Raw genomic sequence first — 14,866 nt, 5'->3', positions numbered from 1 at the left:
TATTTTTGTTCATCCTATACGTGTAGAAACGAAAATTTTCCTTCGTCAAAACTCGCTTGGGACTGGCTTGAGATCATCATGTAGCGAACCTCTTGTAGCGCCGAAACTGGACAGGCAAAACTATCGTTTTTTTTATTGTAAATTGACAAGAATCCATCCTGAGTTGAGACATTAAGTCCCCACTTTTGAAATTCAACAGAGTACTCCCATAAGCCCTCGTCTCTTGATCGCTGGATCTGTTTGGAATTAAGCCAGAACAAATCTAACGAGTATTTTGTGAACTCCAAGATATGATTTTTATGTTTCTTGCTGGCCCCGCCGTCCTTGCGATCAATCGACTGCAATTCTGGCGACTCAGTGTCAACCGATTCGTCCATCTGATTTGTGTAAGCGCGAAAATCGTCCAAATCGAGCGTCTTCTCTAAATCATAAAAATAGGCGAAAACGGTGTAACGGTTTTCGCCCTGACTCAAGAAATCCAGCTCATCCTCGGCAATCCAAAAGTTGGCGAACTCATCTTTCATTATCGTACTTTTGACTTGAACATTTATAGATTTCGGCGTCTCGTTTGCGAAGCGTGACCGAGCTATATTGGTAACCACGAGATCAATTCCTGAATCTGGTGTTATTTTCGTTACTTCAAACCCAGCGAACTGAAACAGTGCTGCGATATGGGACTCAGCACATGCGCCTTGAAAGAAATAAACGTAGCTGCTTGTATCAAGTGGCATGCTAACTCCTGGTTAGGTGCTTGTGGGGCGAGCGTCTGCTTTTGGCCGATTCTGTTGAAAAAGTCGGCCATGGTTTCCGCAGCTGAAAAGTACGCGTCCGACATTGAAATCTTTACTTTCGGCTGAGGTGTCCAGAGGCAGATTTCACGTAGCAGCGTGTAAAAAAGGCGTTTTCACCGGTCGATGATCAGGCAGTTTTGGATGACCGACTTTTTCAACAGAATCGGCCGACTGCGGCCCTTCGTGGCAGGCAGCATTCGGCCAGGAGCGGATGCTCGAACCAATCTGACTTCAGCCGAATGCGTTATGCGTCGTTCGTCGCAAAGCAAGAAAGCCCCCACGGCGCAGTGGATGGGACATCTGGGGCAGTTGACTAACCCTTATCTGGCTTCAAATGAACGAATTTTCGCCAACGCACGGTTGATTGGAGGATTTTCCATGCTTACCGGAATAAGGACATCGTCGTCAGGCTGGATAGCCGAAATCTCCTGGTCGTTTTCATCAATCTCCCAGGCATGCATGACAACAACCCCAGAAGTTAACACATGGCTAACAAGCTTTCCTTCGGCATTCACCGTAGCAACATGACACTTCTTGTGCACTTCGTAATTTTTCAAAAATCTGTCTATATTTACAGAAGAGCTTGGTGTCATGGTGTGAATTCTAGAAAGTGCCGTTTGGACTTTCGAAGAGCCATCATCAGATCGATCAAGATTACTTGTAACAGCCACGCGATAATGCGCAGGATTCTGCTTGTTAATACCTCGTATCAATGCGATGCGCAACACATTATTGGGATCTTTGTCTCCGATAGTTTTTGCGATGTTCTCGAATATCTTATGCCCAATAGCGGCATTCTCGAAGCCAAACATCAGCACTGGAGTTTCGCCTTCGCATGTTTGAAAGCCTAAACCCCTCCAACCGGCTTGATTCCACAGGTTCTCCTGGATGAGAGAAACTACTTTAAGCTCTCTATGCTTCATTGTTGAAAACTGAAACGGATGTTTTGGACGTTCCTCAGGCACATTAGATTTAGGGCGCCAATCCATAGGCTCTATATTGTGGTGCTCAAACCAAGTTACGCGCCGAGTTGGCTTGTGCAATTCGAAGGTAGCATCCTGATGAGACCCGATGCCTGGGACAGCATCACGTCCCATGAAATAGCTGTCCAATCCAATATTACAGTTGAAGACAACTGCTCGCTCCAGGGCTTTGTCGTCTCGAAGCATCTCTTCGATTTTCGACCAGCCAATTTGAGGGCAAATAATGGACACAAAGTGAAGGCAGAATTCACTGTAAAATTGCCTGATCGTATCTCGTTGTTCATCGGTCAAATTGGCAATGCTGAACGGCGAGCAGAGGATCTCAGCAGAGGTTACCTGCGCAGCGGTGTCGAAGCTGTGCTGCAGTATGAAGTCATCCTCATCGTCCAATAAGATATCAATATTCACGGCGGGCACTGTAGCCGCTGCATGATCTGCCATCATCGGTGCGCAGAAGCTCTCCAGTACAGCCAGCAATTGCTGCGCTAACTCAATGCATGGAGATTTCACCGGGAAGGACACAGACACCTTACAACCCAGGATATAGGAGCTTATGGTCGTCCAGCGATCCAGATAGAGGTCGAGCGGGGCCACCGGAGCGCCCATATCAATACTGCGCCACATGTTCATAAGGTGAAGGTCAATTGGCACACCCTCAGGCCCCGCTTTATCTTCATGGCCTAAGCATACCAATAGCGCATCTGCACTGAGCCCTAGATCCAACTGATTCAGCTTGTCCGGCAGCCAGGCTATTCTTTCAACGTCCGAAAAATTGGCATTGAGAAATAGCTTACCAATCAGAACCTCATAATTCATTTTCTGATTTTCTGTCCACGGCTTTTCATCCACCGTTTGAGAGATCAGTTGAGCTAAGTGATACCAAGTCAAAGACTGACCCACGCGACCTAGTTGACCTTCAATCCACATGAGTCGTTGGTAAATAGCAGCTTGCTTAGCACTGCTTCGCTGTTCCTTCAGTGCGTCAGCGGTGACCACATAAGCGGCCATCAGCGCTGCTCCTCGCGCAGCCCAGAGCAGGCCCTGCTTATCGTATGCATGGGACAACATATAAAGGGCAGCGAAGACTTCCGTCTTGCTTTCACTGCTATACAGCCCATACAGGGATAACCCGAAGCACTTGATCGCCCTGTAGTAGTCCTTTTTATCGCTGCTCAGCGCTCCTCGCCTCAGGTACTTATCTGCCTTAATCCGGCTATTTTCCCGTGCACCGGCATCATCAATGAGCTTATCCATGAGATCTTCGTAGGCCTTGAGATCTCCAAAGGCCACATCGAGTGCTTCGAGCAAGTTGACGAGACGAGCCATAGGGTAGCCAATCAGCTTATGAGCACTATCAGCGATTTCGCTCAAAGACCGGAAGGTGTTATTGGCTTGCTCCTCATTTTCGGCAACCAGCAGATTTAGAAGCGCCAAAGAGGTCTTGGCTTGTAATGCGCCGCTTATCATATCCGCGTCGTCGGCTATCGAGTTCAATCTCTCTCGAATAGTGGCTTCTAGGGAATCCACATCAAGGGTGCACTTACCGTCTCGATGAGTGGTGACCACTAGATTGAACAACGTTACGCCTTTCTCCCACACCTCAACGTTGTCGGTCTCTTGGGCCACGCCGAGCGCTTTCTCAAAGGTTTCCTCAAAGAGTTCGGCATTTTCCAGCCACCAGTACGCGGCCCATGTCAGCTGGTAAAGGGCATCGAAATGCTGCCTCTGGGTACCAAACTTTTTCGCTGTCCGCACAGCGATATTGAACTGATGCTCCACAGCAACGGCATCCCGTTCCAGCTCTTTGTAAATAATGGCCCGCTTGGTGTAGAGGTCGACCTGGGAGAGCGTCAGACGGCCCGGATCTTCAATCTGTTCGATCTGACGTTCGATCTCTGTGAGCTGAATTTGCTTGTCAGCATCGAATGGGCCAATCTGAATCTTGCTTTCAATACTGCCTGTAAGACCTAGGTGATCGATGGCAAGGTGCTGATTCTTAGGCTGTAGCGTTTTATCAAGCAACCAGGTTCGATCGTAGATGGTCACTTTGACGCCATGCTTTTTCGAAAGGTCGTCCTGAAGCTGCGCCCTCAAGCTGTTCTTGATGAAGCGGCTGGAGACACAGAAGATCCGGACGTACCCACGCCCGGTCGACATGATGCTCTCGACATCCTTCGTGCATTTCGTCTTCCAGTCTTTTTGGGTGCTGACCCCAAACGCCCATCGTTCGGACTCGGGGGCCTCATTTAGACCCCAGAAAAAGGCAATTTGGCTGGAGACAGGATACGTCTCGGTGTCAGTTTTACCGTCGCCACCTGCTGTAGGCCCAGTCTGGGGAACCAGGTTGGGGCAGATTTCTCGCTCGCAAAGCTTCCGTACGAATGTCTCGAACTCAAGCTCTTGGCTTCGATTGTTCAGAGTCTCGAAGTGATACTCCAGCATGGAGCGGTCGATGGTTGATTCTTGTAGCTTCACAGAATCTGAGAACTGCTCCGGACGCCTCGCTCGCAGGAAGTCTTGCGGCTTAGGGCCAGCGATCTTGGTAGCCGATTGTTCCTTTTCCATCATCCACTCCTGAAATGATCAATGGCATCGCCCGGCTACGACCAACGCCTTGGCCTTAGTCAACAAAGGCTCGACGTCATCGTAATGGTCTGCAGTTCACGATGCTGCGGGACGTCCGCGCAGACTTGGTGCGCGGACGATCGTTCACAACAGCCATAGGCACCGAGGCTGATGGCTTGCCGAATTTATGGGGCCGGCCTCTCGGGCTGCCAAAAATTGCAGCTGAAGTTATTTAGGCCTCCGCCGTAGGGACTTGGCCTCACCGCGAACACCTCAGGCACCGCATCACGGTCGCCACCATCGCGGAAGAATTCCTTCATAGAGAAGAGCGCCTGAGCCTTCAAGCGCTCCCATTCTCGGAACAGACTATCTTCGAGATCCCTCGCTACCTGGGCCGCGCTGGGTTTACGCTTGGGCAGCGGAAGGGTATAGCTGGGCTGAGGGGAAAAATCGTAGACGAAAGTCAGCTCCCCGTGCTTCCAATCTGCAGCCTGGGACGCCCGCCAGCGGAACGGCACTCGCACCGATAGCCGCTTACTGAGATGGAAAGGTGGCCTGATCTGATCATCAATGAAGAACAGCTCCCCCTCTTGGCGCTCTGTTTCGAGCCGCCCTTTCATTTGCTGCACAGCGTGAATGAGGTCACTGCCGGCATGTAGCGCATCCTGCCGAGTGCGTTCGCGCTTGGCATGGGCCTTGGCCTTGCTGTACTCAGCGATCGCTTGTTGGAACCCGTTGAGCTTGGTAGCCACATAAGGCCCACAATCACTCAGACCAAGGCCGTGAATCGGCCCTACGCGCTCTTCCTCCAAGCACTTGCGTATTGCTGACCGAAGCAACGTCTCATCGACGTCACTGATCGCAGCTTGCTGATCACTAGGCAAGTTAATGTACGACATGACCAAAACTATCCTTGTGTAATGGTAGCCCCGCTACAGCCTCATCTCAGCCCCGGGCCACTGGCAAGCCTTCGCCCGCGCCTATGGGAGATTGACTGTCCCATGACGGTAGGAAGCTCTTGAGGTTAATCGGGCGATGCTGTCACAAATGCTCAGATAGGCGCAATGCCAGCAGTGCTGGCTTCTGGAGGCAGATCGATCACATGCTGCAAAAAATTGAGCCTGAATCTCCCCTGCTTTTGTAGACGTCTTCAAGCTTCAAGGAAGGGCTGCTAACCCTGCGTAACTGTCCGCTTCTGGCCGTTTTTTGCCGGTCTTCACTGTGCGAATACTGGTGAATTTCGATGCATGCGGGTGGTTCGGCGCTGCATTTCGTACCTAGGCGCGCAGCTTACGCTGCGCGTAAAGCTTTAGGATTAAGTAAAGAAATTTTGTCCTTGTGGGTGATTTATGCATTTAGAGAAAAGATTCCTTTCCCTTAGAGCTGATATTTAAGTGCAAAGTGGAGAAATAAAACGACGCATCAACCCACGCGCGATGAGTCTCGTCGTCATTTGGTTTCTCGGTATCACGAGTAGTCGAGGTCGATCCAAGAAGATGGTGGCGACAGGCAGAAATCGGCTGTCAATCTCATCTGCTCTGAGCGAATACGATAAGCAGTTCTAGGTTGGCTAGGGAAGGTTGGGGTAACGGCGCAAGTGGGAACTCACCTTAAATTATGCAAGGTGAGCTGGACGGACGCTTACTCCCAAGTTGCGTAGACTAATCTTGTAGGCATCACAGTGAGGCTTTGCAAGAGGCGCCATGATCAACCTGTATCGCTTCGGCGCCCTCCAACCGGCAAATTGCTCGCCCGTTCTTGGTTATGACGAAACTGTGCCCTTGGGCGACCAGCGCAATAAGGCGTCGGAGTCGCCGGCGAGCCTGGCTACAGCTGACGGTTGTCAACATAACTGAGGCACCTCTTGTATGGGGTTCTAGGGCGTAGCGTCATGCAGCCCTCACGTGCAGTGCAACGCGTCGCACCTATAATCGAAACCGTTAGGCAAACACGCTCCAGCGTCCCCCTAAACGAAAAGCCGAAAATCAGCACCTGCCCAGTCATTTAGCTGACGCCGCGTAAGCGGGTCTCGATGAAACTTTCGTTTTTTCTCAACACTCGACTGGCGGTGGTTGGTCGACCATGGCAACACCGACCCGTCGGATTTCCCAGGACGCATCCCGAAAGGCCCGTCGCGTATTTCGTACCAGCGGTCGTCGCCAGGTGCCATCAGGCAGCACCGCCCCACTCCAGGGCCTGAAGGAGACGGCGAACTTGTTTAGCGCCGATCTCGGTTTCGCAGAGCATGATCGGTGCCGTCCCACCGAGCGCTTTATTCGGTGCCGACATCCACTGTGTGGCAGTCACTTGTGTCTCAAATATCGCCACGACCAAGCGACTGAGCGTAGCAATTCTGTCCAAACGTTCGGAGGCGACAGGATCAAGGTTCTTTTGCTCTCGCCGTCGTCTTTCAAGGGTCGAAATTGATGCATTGAGCAGCGTTTCCAGGTGGCGGTCCTGAAGGTTGAAGGCCAAACGAACAACCTGGATGAGGTCGGCGGGCAACCCTACTTTTATTTGGTGCAGCCTCCGCGCATCCGTCAGCGACTCTCGATGGGAACTGAATCGCCAAAAGGCCGCGATGCCCTCCTCTCGGGACGCCTCTTTCTTTTTTGCCGGACGTCGAGTCGCAGTTGAAGTGCTCATTAACACTTCCTCCCAATGATGTCCCATCCAATGGAATATGAGCTAACGCCTGTCTAACCGGAAGCGCCATTGAGCGCCAGTGGAATTCCATAACGCCCTAGGTCGATAAGGCGATGGAGCCCTTTCCCCTCTACGTATCCACAGACTAGGATCAGCTGCTTTGGGCTGATGATGAGTGGCCACTGCGATCAATCGATGCTGGAGCTCAGGAAGGGCTCGGTCAGTCGGTCGACCCTTCGCTCTTCGAGCTGCCCGGCCCGCAGGATCTCGTTTGCATTGGGATAATGCCGTAACAGCTGGCGGGCCTGACGTCGGATGGACGCTGAAAGCGCGGAATCTTCTGCAAGCTCGACCAGAAAGTCTCGCGTCTGGATGAGTGCGCGCGTGCGCTCGTTCGGCATTGTCATGGTGTCCTCCTCGCACACACCGTGCACGGTCCAGCCGCTCTGCGCTCGCTGGCGTCCGACGCAGTTTTCTGCCTGGTAAATCGCCTACAGCCTACACCTAAACCAAGACGGCCCATCGAGTCTATTGCCGGGATCGGCCCGGGCTTTTGGAGAATCAGGCCCCTGCCCTCCTCGGCGTACCGTCCATCAAGGCCCGCGGGCAAAAACCGTGCTCAGGTTTGGGAATCTTGTCTTCTCAAACCTGATAGTTCACCCCGCCAGAGTGATTAACAGTCCTGCTGTACAGGTGTAATTGCATTGCCCATATCGCGGTACGAAATTGTCCGTCGCGGTCAGTTCGATGCGCCGCGATTCACCAAAGGCCGCCCCAGTGTGCACCTCGCACCGGCCGACATGAGCGCACCACGGAACTCCGATCAACACCTTCATATCCAAGTGCACCCAGATCGAATTCAACTCCGGCAGCAAGGTGACCTGCATCCAAGCCTCACCTTCAATGAATCGCTTCCTGATCGTCCCCACCATGATCTAGACGATCACAAAAGTTGTTTAGCCTGCCGTCGAATTGACTCTGATGCTGCTTCATCTTGCGAAAGCGAGACCAGAAAATCTCGCGTTTGAATGAGCACTCGCGTACGTTCGTTTGGCATTGTCATGCTGTTCTCCTTTCACGAGCGGGTATATTGTAGGCGGTCGTGAGCTCGACCTTCTTCAACGCCCTGCACCGCCATTTCTTACGAACTCGATGTGCTTACCAGCAAGAAGCTTGGTCATTTTTTATGGCGAATGAGCTAGCACAACGTGCATCACTCACAAACGAGCTTCGTGAGTACTCTCAAGCGTCTCATTTTCCTCACCATAATAGCCCTCGCCTTTCGCACGCTCATTTTTCCAGTACTGGATAAGCTCCTCGATGCTTTCACCGTTATGCGATTCGAGATCCCAAAATTCAGACTCCCGCCAATCATCGAACATTTGCTCTTGGAGAGTGGTCATAACCTCCTGATAGTCCATGTGGGGATCAATCAACTCCTCGTGGCCCGGGCAGTCACTCAGCCATTCGCTAGAACTGTATTCATTAGGCAGACTGCAAAATCGCCACCATCCGCGATAGGTCTTGGGAGTTCGACGCACGCAATCGGCGCGGAAATCTGCTTCATCCTTTTCCGACCATATGCCCTTTTCAATCATGGAATCGCGTTCAGCATCGCGATCCAAGAAAAAAAGTTTGTGCATTTGCGAATCATGTTTCGCCCAATCATAAAATTCACAGCTAATACCTGACTGTTCCCAGCGCAAGACCGTGCGCACCACTGCGTCCCTCGTCAAGCCAAACACCCATTCATACTCGTTCAAAAAGCTCGGCTTAATAGAGGTTTTACCCTCACAAGCGAAGGCAAATTTCCCCCGGTGCTCACACCAAAATTCATCTAGCTCATCGAGCGTTCGCAAGCGGACAAAAAACGTCCCATCTTCGAGCGACGCGCGATCTGGCAATTCGATGCAGACGGGCAAACGCGATGACTTCGTTTTCATAGGCGTATCAATCTCGCGAATGCAATTCAGGCATTGTCTTGAAGCTTTGTAGTGGAGAGGCGAAGCGATGTAAACGTCATATCTCATCCGCAGTGGTGTGGTGGGACGTGAGTAACGCTTGCTTTCTATTTGTACGAAGCTTCCAGAAGCCTTAGGACCCCAGCAGAATAATCTCGGTAAATTGGCGCCCACTGCGTTAAAAACCTAGGAAAAGCCAAATTATACTATACACAGTATAGAACAAAACTGCTTTGACCGGCTTTATCGTTCCTTTTGCGAGAAGTACTCATGCGATTGGAACTAAAGCGGGCCATCGGTACCTCCATTAAGTCATATCGACTCAAGAGAGACATTCCCCAGGAAAGCCTAGGTCCAAGCCAGCCCTACATCAGTAACCTTGAAGCAGGAAGAGGCAGTGCGTCGATAGACAAAATCGAGCAGATGGCAGATGTTCTCGGGGTTCATCCTATGAGCATAATCTTCGCTGGCTACCTCACATCAAGCGAGGGCGCCAACAAGGATCAGTTGTTTGAAAGGATTCAGTTTGAGCTAGCTGAAATAGGGTTCTAGCCGCTACCCGAAGCCGATAAATATGATAGGTAGGCCTAAACCTACCTAAGCCAACTGGATAGCGCCGGAGAGAGGTTTACTCTGAGCATGTTCACGCCTTCGTTTCCGCTATGGGCCTGTATCCGCTGACGATTCTGATGCGCGGCTATTTCTTTCTGAATGACACCATTAAATTAAACTATTCAATCATTCGCGCTGGTGAAAATACACTGAGATAGCCCACTGTGCTGCTGGACGCGAGCGATGTTGTTCCGTTTCTCAATTCTTGCACCTCCCCCAACGACACTCATGATTTTTTGTTGAAGTGAACGCATTACATAACAGGCTTGCAGGTATTATCTTTGCGAGGAAATCAAATGGCTTCATAGAATGCTAGAGCCCTTAATGTCCGTCGCAAAATCAATCGCCAAACGAATCCAACACATGCCTAAGGGGCGCCCTTTTCTCGGTAGCCTCCTCACGCAGCTTGGGAGTCCAGCATCGGTCAATAAAGCGCTCTCTAGACTTGTTGAGAACGGCACCCTAGAGCGTGTAGCTCGCGGAGTCTATATGCGACCGAAAGAAAGCAAGTACGCAGGCAAGGTGCGCGCTAGCCCTCTTACGGTGATGAGATTGATGACCAAAGCAAAAGGAGAGACGGTTCAGATACACGGTTCTGAGGCCGTTCGTTTGTTGGGGCTAAGTACGCAAATGCAGGTGTTACTCACTTTCTACACCAGCGGGTCAACACGTCAAATCCACATTGGCAATACCACCATTCGATTACAGCACGCGTCAAGAGATCGCTTTCAGCATGCAAACACCAAGGTAGGAATAGCTCTCACGGCTTTTCACTACATCGGAAAAGAAGCCTTGTCCTTCGAGGTAGTTTCACATATTAAACAAGCGCTTAGCGAAGACGATCTCGAAACGCTCCAAGCATGTCGAATGCCAGCCTGGATGAGGACCAAGTTAACTCTTGTGTCGATTTGAAGGTAGCAAGCTGCCCCAGCATGGTTACTGTCTTTCAGCCCGCCCCCCTTACCGATACCGGTTTTTCATGACATTGGACCTGTAAACGTCACGCCTCTGACAACCTATGGCAGAAGCTTGAGTATGAAAACTGACAGCTAAACGCTTAAGACAAATTGACAAGTCTCACTCTCGAGTTGGAAAAGGCGCCTTGTGCATGGCCTATTCCGGCCGCTGCCTGCTGTCGGGCTACATGAACAAACGCGACGCCAACCAAGGCAGTTGCACCAACGCGTGCCGTTGGAAATATCAGGCTACACCAGCGGTGGAGAATGCCACGGGGGATATCGTCCAGGAATATCAGCCGACCCTCGGGATCGGCGCGCCGACAGATCAGGTGTTCCTGTTGCAGGAAGCCAACCGTCCCGATGAGCAGATGCCCGCCTTCGAGGACGAGCACGGCACCTACATCATGAATGCCAAGGACCTGCGCGCCGTGCAGCACGTGGACCGCCTGACCCACATGGGTGTGCATTCGCTGAAGATCGAAGGGCGCACCAAGTCCCACTTCTACTGCGCACGCACCACCCAGGTGTACCGCCAGGCTATTGATGACGCAGTGGCCGGGCGTGGGTTTGATCGCTGCTTGATGACCAACCTGGAGTCCCTCGCCCAACGCGGCTACACCGAGGGGTTTCTACGTCGACACGTGCACGACGAATACCAGAACTACCAGAACGGCAGCTCCGTGTCCGAGCGCCAGCAGTTTGTGGGCGAGTTGACCGGCGAGCGCCGGGGCGAGTTGGCCGAGGTCAAAGTGAAGAATCGCTTTGCCGTGGGCAACCACCTGGAGCTGATGACCCCCGCCGGCAACTTCCACTTTGACCTGGCCACGTTGCACAACGCCAAGGGCGAGGCCATCGAGGTGGCGCCGGGGGATGGGCACACCGTGTATGTACCGATCCCGACCGAGATGGACCTGCGCTTCGGCCTGCTGATGCGCGACGTTTAAATCCGGAACTGCCCGACCAACTGCCCCAGGCGCTGGCCCAGGTCCGCCAGGCTACGGGAGGTCTGGGCGCCCAACTGGGTTTCATCGGCGACGCTGTCCACCGCCACGGCAATCTGGTGCACGCTGCGGTTGATCTCTTCGGCCACGGCGGTCTGTTCTTCGGCAGCGCTGGCAATCTGAGCGTTCATTGAGTTAATGGTGCCGATCAACTGGGCCATGGTATCCAGGGAAGCGCCGGCCTGGTTGGCCTGGGCCGAGGTGCCGTCACCGGCATCGCTGGAGCGGCGCATCGCGTCCACGGCGGCGACCGTGCCTTTTTGCAGGCGGTCGATCATGCCCTGGATTTCCTGGGTGCTGGTCTGGGTGCGGCTGGCCAGGGCGCGCACTTCGTCGGCGACCACCGCAAAACCACGGCCAGCCTCCCCGGCCCGTGCGGCTTCAATCGCCGCGTTCAGGGCCAGCAGGTTGGTCTGCTCGGCAATCGAACGGATCACGCTCAAGACGCTGACAATCGACGCCACATCCTGCTGCAAGCTGTCGAGGGACACGCCGCTGCTGCGGATATCGTTCACCAGCGCATGGATCTGCGCGATGCTGCCGTCCACCACGCGCTTGGCGGCCTGGCCTTCAGCGTCGGTCTGTTGCGCCGCCACCGAGGCGCCTTGAGCACTGCGCGCCACTTCCTGCGCAGCCGAAGACATCTGGTTGATCGCGGTGGCCACCTGGTCGGTCTCGTGGCGCTGGCGTTCCATGGCCTGCTCCGAGCGCTGGGCCTGGTCGGACACCTGGCTCACCAGCCCGGTCAGTTGCGCGGTCATTTCAGTGATCTGGCGCACCAGGCCGTGGATCTTGTCGACAAACCGGTTGAACGCACCGGCCAGGTCGCCCAATTCATCCTGGCTGGTGATGGCCAGGCGGCGGGTCAAGTCGCCTTCACCGGCAGCGATGTCATCGAGGTTGGCTTTCATCAGGTGCAGCGGACGCAGGATGGCATTGGCCAGCAGCATGCCCACGGCGGCGATCACCAGCAGCACCACCACAGCCACACCGAGGATACTCAGCAGCACACCTTCCATGCGTTTCTCGACCTTGGCCTCGACCACCGCCACCTGGGCTTCGATGCCATCAAGGTTCACGGATGTACCGATGACCATGTCCCACTTGGGCAGGTATTCGGTGTAGCCGAGCTTGGGCACCAGTTCGGTCTGGCCGGGTTGGGTAGAACTGTATTGCAGGTAGTGGCTGCCGTCCTTGCCGACCTTGACCAGGTCGCGGTTGACGTATACGCCGTTGGGGTCGCGATTGTCTTTGAAGCTCTTGCCCACGCCATCGGGGCTGTTGCCCTTGAACAGGCGGATGGTCTCTGAGTCGTAGCCGAAGAAGTAGCCGTCCTTGCCGTAACTGGTGTTGGACAGCAGTCTGACCACCTCGGCCCGCGCCGCCGTATCACCGGGGGCGGCGGCGTCGTAGAGCGGTTTGATGGTGCTCATGGCCACTTCCACATAACTTTGCAGGGTGGCCTTGGCGTTGTTGAGCAGACGCTGGCGGGTTTCATCCACCTCGTTGCGCGCCTGCCCCTGGAGGATCCACACAGTGGTCAGGCTGATCACCACGGCAAACAGCAACACCGGCACAACGGCGAGGGACAGGACTTTGGCCTTCAGACTCAGACGCATGGCTTTTCTCTCTTATTAGGCGACTTGAGAGGTTATCGGCCAGCGGCGGTGAATCTGTAGATTAGAGTGTCATCGCCGCCAGCCAGCCAAATGCCAGCAATGGCAGGTTGTAGTGCAGGAAGGTCGGCACCACGGTGTCCCAGATATGGTGATGCTGGCCGTCGATGTTCAGGCCGGAGGTCGGGCCGAGGGTGGAGTCCGATGCGGGTGAGCCGGCATCGCCCAGCGCACCCGCCGTACCAACGATGCACACGATAGCCATCGGGCTGAAGCCCAGTTGCACACACAGCGGCACAAAAATCGCCGCCAGGATCGGCACGGTGGAAAACGACGAGCCGATGCCCATGGTCACCAGCAGGCCCACCAGCAACATCAACAAGGCACCGACGCCACGGCTATGGCCGATAAACGCCGCCGAGGTTTCCACCAGCGAGCGCACGTCGCCCGTGGCCTTGAGCACTTCGGCAAAACCTGAGGCGGCGATCATGATGAAGCCGATCATGGCCATCATCTTCATGCCTTCGGTGAACAGGTCGTCGGTGTCGCGCCAGCGCACGATGCCCGACACCGAGAAGATCAGGAAGCCGGCCAGGGCACCGATGATCATCGAGTCCAGCCACAGTTGAATGATGAACGCCGAGGCAATCGCCACGCCGGCCACCAGCAGGGTCAGCGGGTTGTACTGCACCGCGACTTGCTCGATGCGCTCGATTTTTTCCAGGTCATACACGCGCTTCTTGCGGTAGCTGATAAACACCGCCACCAGCAGGCCAACCACCATGCCCAGGGCGGGCAGGCTCATGGCGTGGGTCACGTTGACCTGGCTGATGTCCACACCACTCTTGGCCACATTGGCCAGCAGGATCTGGTTGAGGAAGATATTGCCGAAACCCACCGGCAGGAACATGTAGGGGGTGATCAGGCCGAAGGTCATCACGCAGGCAATCAGGCGGCGGTCCAGCTGCAGCTTGGTCAGCACGTACAACAGCGGCGGCACCAGCAGAGGAATGAACGCAATGTGGATCGGCAAGATGTTCTGCGACGCAATCGCCACCATCCACAGCAAGCCGATCAACAGCCATTTGACGTGGCTGCCACCGGTGGCTTCCTGGCGGTCAACCAGCAACAAGGCTTTGTCCGCCAGGGCATGGGCCAGGCCGGACTTGGCAATCGCCACCGCGAAAGCGCCGAGCAATGCGTAGGACAACGCCACGGTCGCACCGCCGCCCAAACCGCCGTTGAAGGCTTTGAGCGTGGCTTCGATGCCCAGGCCACCGGTCAAACCGCCCACCAGGGCGCCGACGATGATGGCGATGACCACATGCACGCGGGACAGGCTGAGCACCAGCATGGTGCCGACCGCGGCGATGACTGCGTTAATCATGGTTACCTCAAGCAAAAACATAAAAAACAGGCATGCCCTCGCTCAGGTGGCCATTGGCTGGCGACCCGCGTGCAGGCTTTAAGGAGGTCTTATTAGAGGGCGCGCACTTTGCAGGAGGCGGGGCTGCATGTCAAAAAACCTGTGGCGAGGGAGCTTGCTCCCGCTCGGACTGCGTAGCGGCCCCAAAAAAACGGGAGCGCTACGCACTCCAGCGCGAGCAAGCTCGCTCACTACAGGGATCGTGTTCTATAGGAAATACCGGGTATTTCTGAACCTGCGACTCAAGCGCTTCAACTTCCTCGCAAGACCCTCATTCATTGGCCTTCTCCCTTCCTGACAGGCGAT

The 14,866-nt window shown here is 54.3% G+C and carries 13 protein-coding genes and 2 pseudogenes; 3 read left to right on the top strand and 12 right to left on the bottom strand.

The features are described from left to right. Positions 1–14 precede the first annotated feature (14 nt). From IQK56_RS00800 to IQK56_RS00765, 9 genes are all read right to left on the bottom strand, one after another. Positions 15–731 (bottom strand): hypothetical protein, encoded by a 717-nt coding sequence (locus IQK56_RS00800; protein WP_193901501.1) that lies wholly within the window; start codon positions 729–731, stop codon positions 15–17. A 380-nt stretch (positions 732–1,111) separates the two neighbouring features. Beyond that, positions 1,112–4,339, bottom strand: coding sequence for a hypothetical protein (locus IQK56_RS00795; RefSeq protein ID WP_193861928.1), 3,228 nt, complete (start codon positions 4,337–4,339; stop codon positions 1,112–1,114). Between the two features lie 185 nt (positions 4,340–4,524). Next, entirely contained in the window at positions 4,525–5,238 is a 714-nt protein-coding gene (locus tag IQK56_RS00790) for a hypothetical protein (RefSeq protein ID WP_193861927.1), read from the bottom strand. A gap of 777 nt (positions 5,239–6,015) precedes the next feature. Next, the gene (locus IQK56_RS00785; RefSeq protein WP_193861926.1) at positions 6,016–6,189 is read right to left on the bottom strand and encodes a type II toxin-antitoxin system prevent-host-death family antitoxin; all 174 of its coding nucleotides are present in this window, start codon (positions 6,187–6,189) and stop codon (positions 6,016–6,018) included. 319 nt (positions 6,190–6,508) lie between these two features. Then, positions 6,509–6,985, bottom strand: a complete 477-nt coding sequence (gene parS, locus IQK56_RS00780) for a type II RES/Xre toxin-antitoxin system antitoxin (protein ID WP_193861925.1) — start codon at positions 6,983–6,985, stop codon at positions 6,509–6,511. A gap of 188 nt (positions 6,986–7,173) precedes the next feature. Then, a complete protein-coding gene (locus IQK56_RS00775) occupies positions 7,174–7,392 on the bottom strand; it encodes a BPSL0761 family protein (RefSeq protein WP_193861924.1) in 219 nt (72 codons plus the stop codon). A 249-nt stretch (positions 7,393–7,641) separates the two neighbouring features. After that, on the bottom strand, positions 7,642–7,872 hold the full coding sequence (locus tag IQK56_RS00770; RefSeq protein ID WP_193861923.1) for a hypothetical protein: 231 nt from the start codon (positions 7,870–7,872) through the stop codon (positions 7,642–7,644). 56 nt (positions 7,873–7,928) lie between these two features. Further along, positions 7,929–8,042 (bottom strand): BPSL0761 family protein, encoded by a 114-nt coding sequence (locus tag IQK56_RS31485; RefSeq protein ID WP_341869474.1) that lies wholly within the window; start codon positions 8,040–8,042, stop codon positions 7,929–7,931. Positions 8,043–8,202: 160 nt separating this feature from the next. Next, entirely contained in the window at positions 8,203–8,928 is a 726-nt protein-coding gene (locus tag IQK56_RS00765) for a hypothetical protein (RefSeq protein WP_193861922.1), read from the bottom strand. A 288-nt stretch (positions 8,929–9,216) separates the two neighbouring features. Here IQK56_RS00765 and IQK56_RS31620 point away from each other — a divergent pair, with 288 nt between their 5' ends. From IQK56_RS31620 to IQK56_RS00750, 3 genes and pseudogenes are all read left to right on the top strand, one after another. Then, the gene (locus IQK56_RS31620; RefSeq protein WP_193861921.1) at positions 9,217–9,498 is read left to right on the top strand and encodes a helix-turn-helix domain-containing protein; all 282 of its coding nucleotides are present in this window, start codon (positions 9,217–9,219) and stop codon (positions 9,496–9,498) included. 384 nt (positions 9,499–9,882) lie between these two features. Further along, positions 9,883–10,470: an AbiEi antitoxin N-terminal domain-containing protein gene (locus IQK56_RS00755; RefSeq protein ID WP_193861920.1), complete on the top strand. Its 588-nt coding sequence runs from the start codon at positions 9,883–9,885 to the stop codon at positions 10,468–10,470. A gap of 184 nt (positions 10,471–10,654) precedes the next feature. Further along, positions 10,655–11,461: pseudogene (locus tag IQK56_RS00750) on the top strand (U32 family peptidase C-terminal domain-containing protein); the annotation flags it as partial. Here IQK56_RS00750 and IQK56_RS31615 read toward each other — a convergent pair. The 3 genes and pseudogenes from IQK56_RS31615 to IQK56_RS00740 form a co-directional block, all read right to left on the bottom strand. Further along, positions 11,458–12,213 carry a methyl-accepting chemotaxis protein gene (locus IQK56_RS31615; protein ID WP_425274537.1) on the bottom strand — a complete coding sequence of 252 codons (756 nt, stop codon included), beginning with the start codon at positions 12,211–12,213 and terminating at the stop codon, positions 11,458–11,460. The pseudogene IQK56_RS00750 and the gene IQK56_RS31615 overlap by 4 nt on opposite strands. 102 nt (positions 12,214–12,315) lie before the next feature. Next, positions 12,316–13,137, bottom strand: a pseudogene (locus IQK56_RS31610) (cache domain-containing protein); the annotation flags it as partial. Between the two features lie 61 nt (positions 13,138–13,198). Beyond that, a complete protein-coding gene (locus IQK56_RS00740) occupies positions 13,199–14,518 on the bottom strand; it encodes a Na+/H+ antiporter NhaC family protein (protein WP_193901506.1) in 1,320 nt (439 codons plus the stop codon). Positions 14,519–14,866 lie beyond the last annotated feature (348 nt).

It is taken from the genome of Pseudomonas cyclaminis (assembly GCF_015163715.1).
GTDB classification, from domain to species: Bacteria; Pseudomonadota; Gammaproteobacteria; order Pseudomonadales; family Pseudomonadaceae; genus Aquipseudomonas; species Aquipseudomonas cyclaminis.
The sequence above is the reverse complement of the archived record's forward strand: the minus strand, read 5'-3'. Positions and strand labels throughout refer to the sequence as shown.

Excerpts from the sequence above, each read along its gene's own strand:
- IQK56_RS00800 (WP_193901501.1), bottom strand. The coding sequence starts at position 731 with ATGCCACTTGATACAAGCAGCTACGTTTATTTCTTTCAAGGCGCATGT.
- IQK56_RS00795 (WP_193861928.1), bottom strand. The coding sequence starts at position 4,339 with ATGGAAAAGGAACAATCGGCTACCAAGATCGCTGGCCCTAAGCCGCAA.
- IQK56_RS00790 (WP_193861927.1), bottom strand. The coding sequence starts at position 5,238 with ATGTCGTACATTAACTTGCCTAGTGATCAGCAAGCTGCGATCAGTGAC.
- IQK56_RS00785 (WP_193861926.1), bottom strand. The coding sequence starts at position 6,189 with ATGTTGACAACCGTCAGCTGTAGCCAGGCTCGCCGGCGACTCCGACGC.
- parS (WP_193861925.1), bottom strand. The coding sequence starts at position 6,985 with ATGAGCACTTCAACTGCGACTCGACGTCCGGCAAAAAAGAAAGAGGCG.
- IQK56_RS00775 (WP_193861924.1), bottom strand. The coding sequence starts at position 7,392 with ATGACAATGCCGAACGAGCGCACGCGCGCACTCATCCAGACGCGAGAC.
- IQK56_RS00770 (WP_193861923.1), bottom strand. The coding sequence starts at position 7,872 with ATGCAGGTCACCTTGCTGCCGGAGTTGAATTCGATCTGGGTGCACTTG.
- IQK56_RS31485 (WP_341869474.1), bottom strand. The coding sequence starts at position 8,042 with ATGCCAAACGAACGTACGCGAGTGCTCATTCAAACGCGAGATTTTCTG.
- IQK56_RS00765 (WP_193861922.1), bottom strand. The coding sequence starts at position 8,928 with ATGAAAACGAAGTCATCGCGTTTGCCCGTCTGCATCGAATTGCCAGAT.
- IQK56_RS31620 (WP_193861921.1), top strand. The coding sequence starts at position 9,217 with ATGCGATTGGAACTAAAGCGGGCCATCGGTACCTCCATTAAGTCATAT.
- IQK56_RS00755 (WP_193861920.1), top strand. The coding sequence starts at position 9,883 with ATGTCCGTCGCAAAATCAATCGCCAAACGAATCCAACACATGCCTAAG.
- IQK56_RS31615 (WP_425274537.1), bottom strand. The coding sequence starts at position 12,213 with ATGGAACGCCAGCGCCACGAGACCGACCAGGTGGCCACCGCGATCAAC.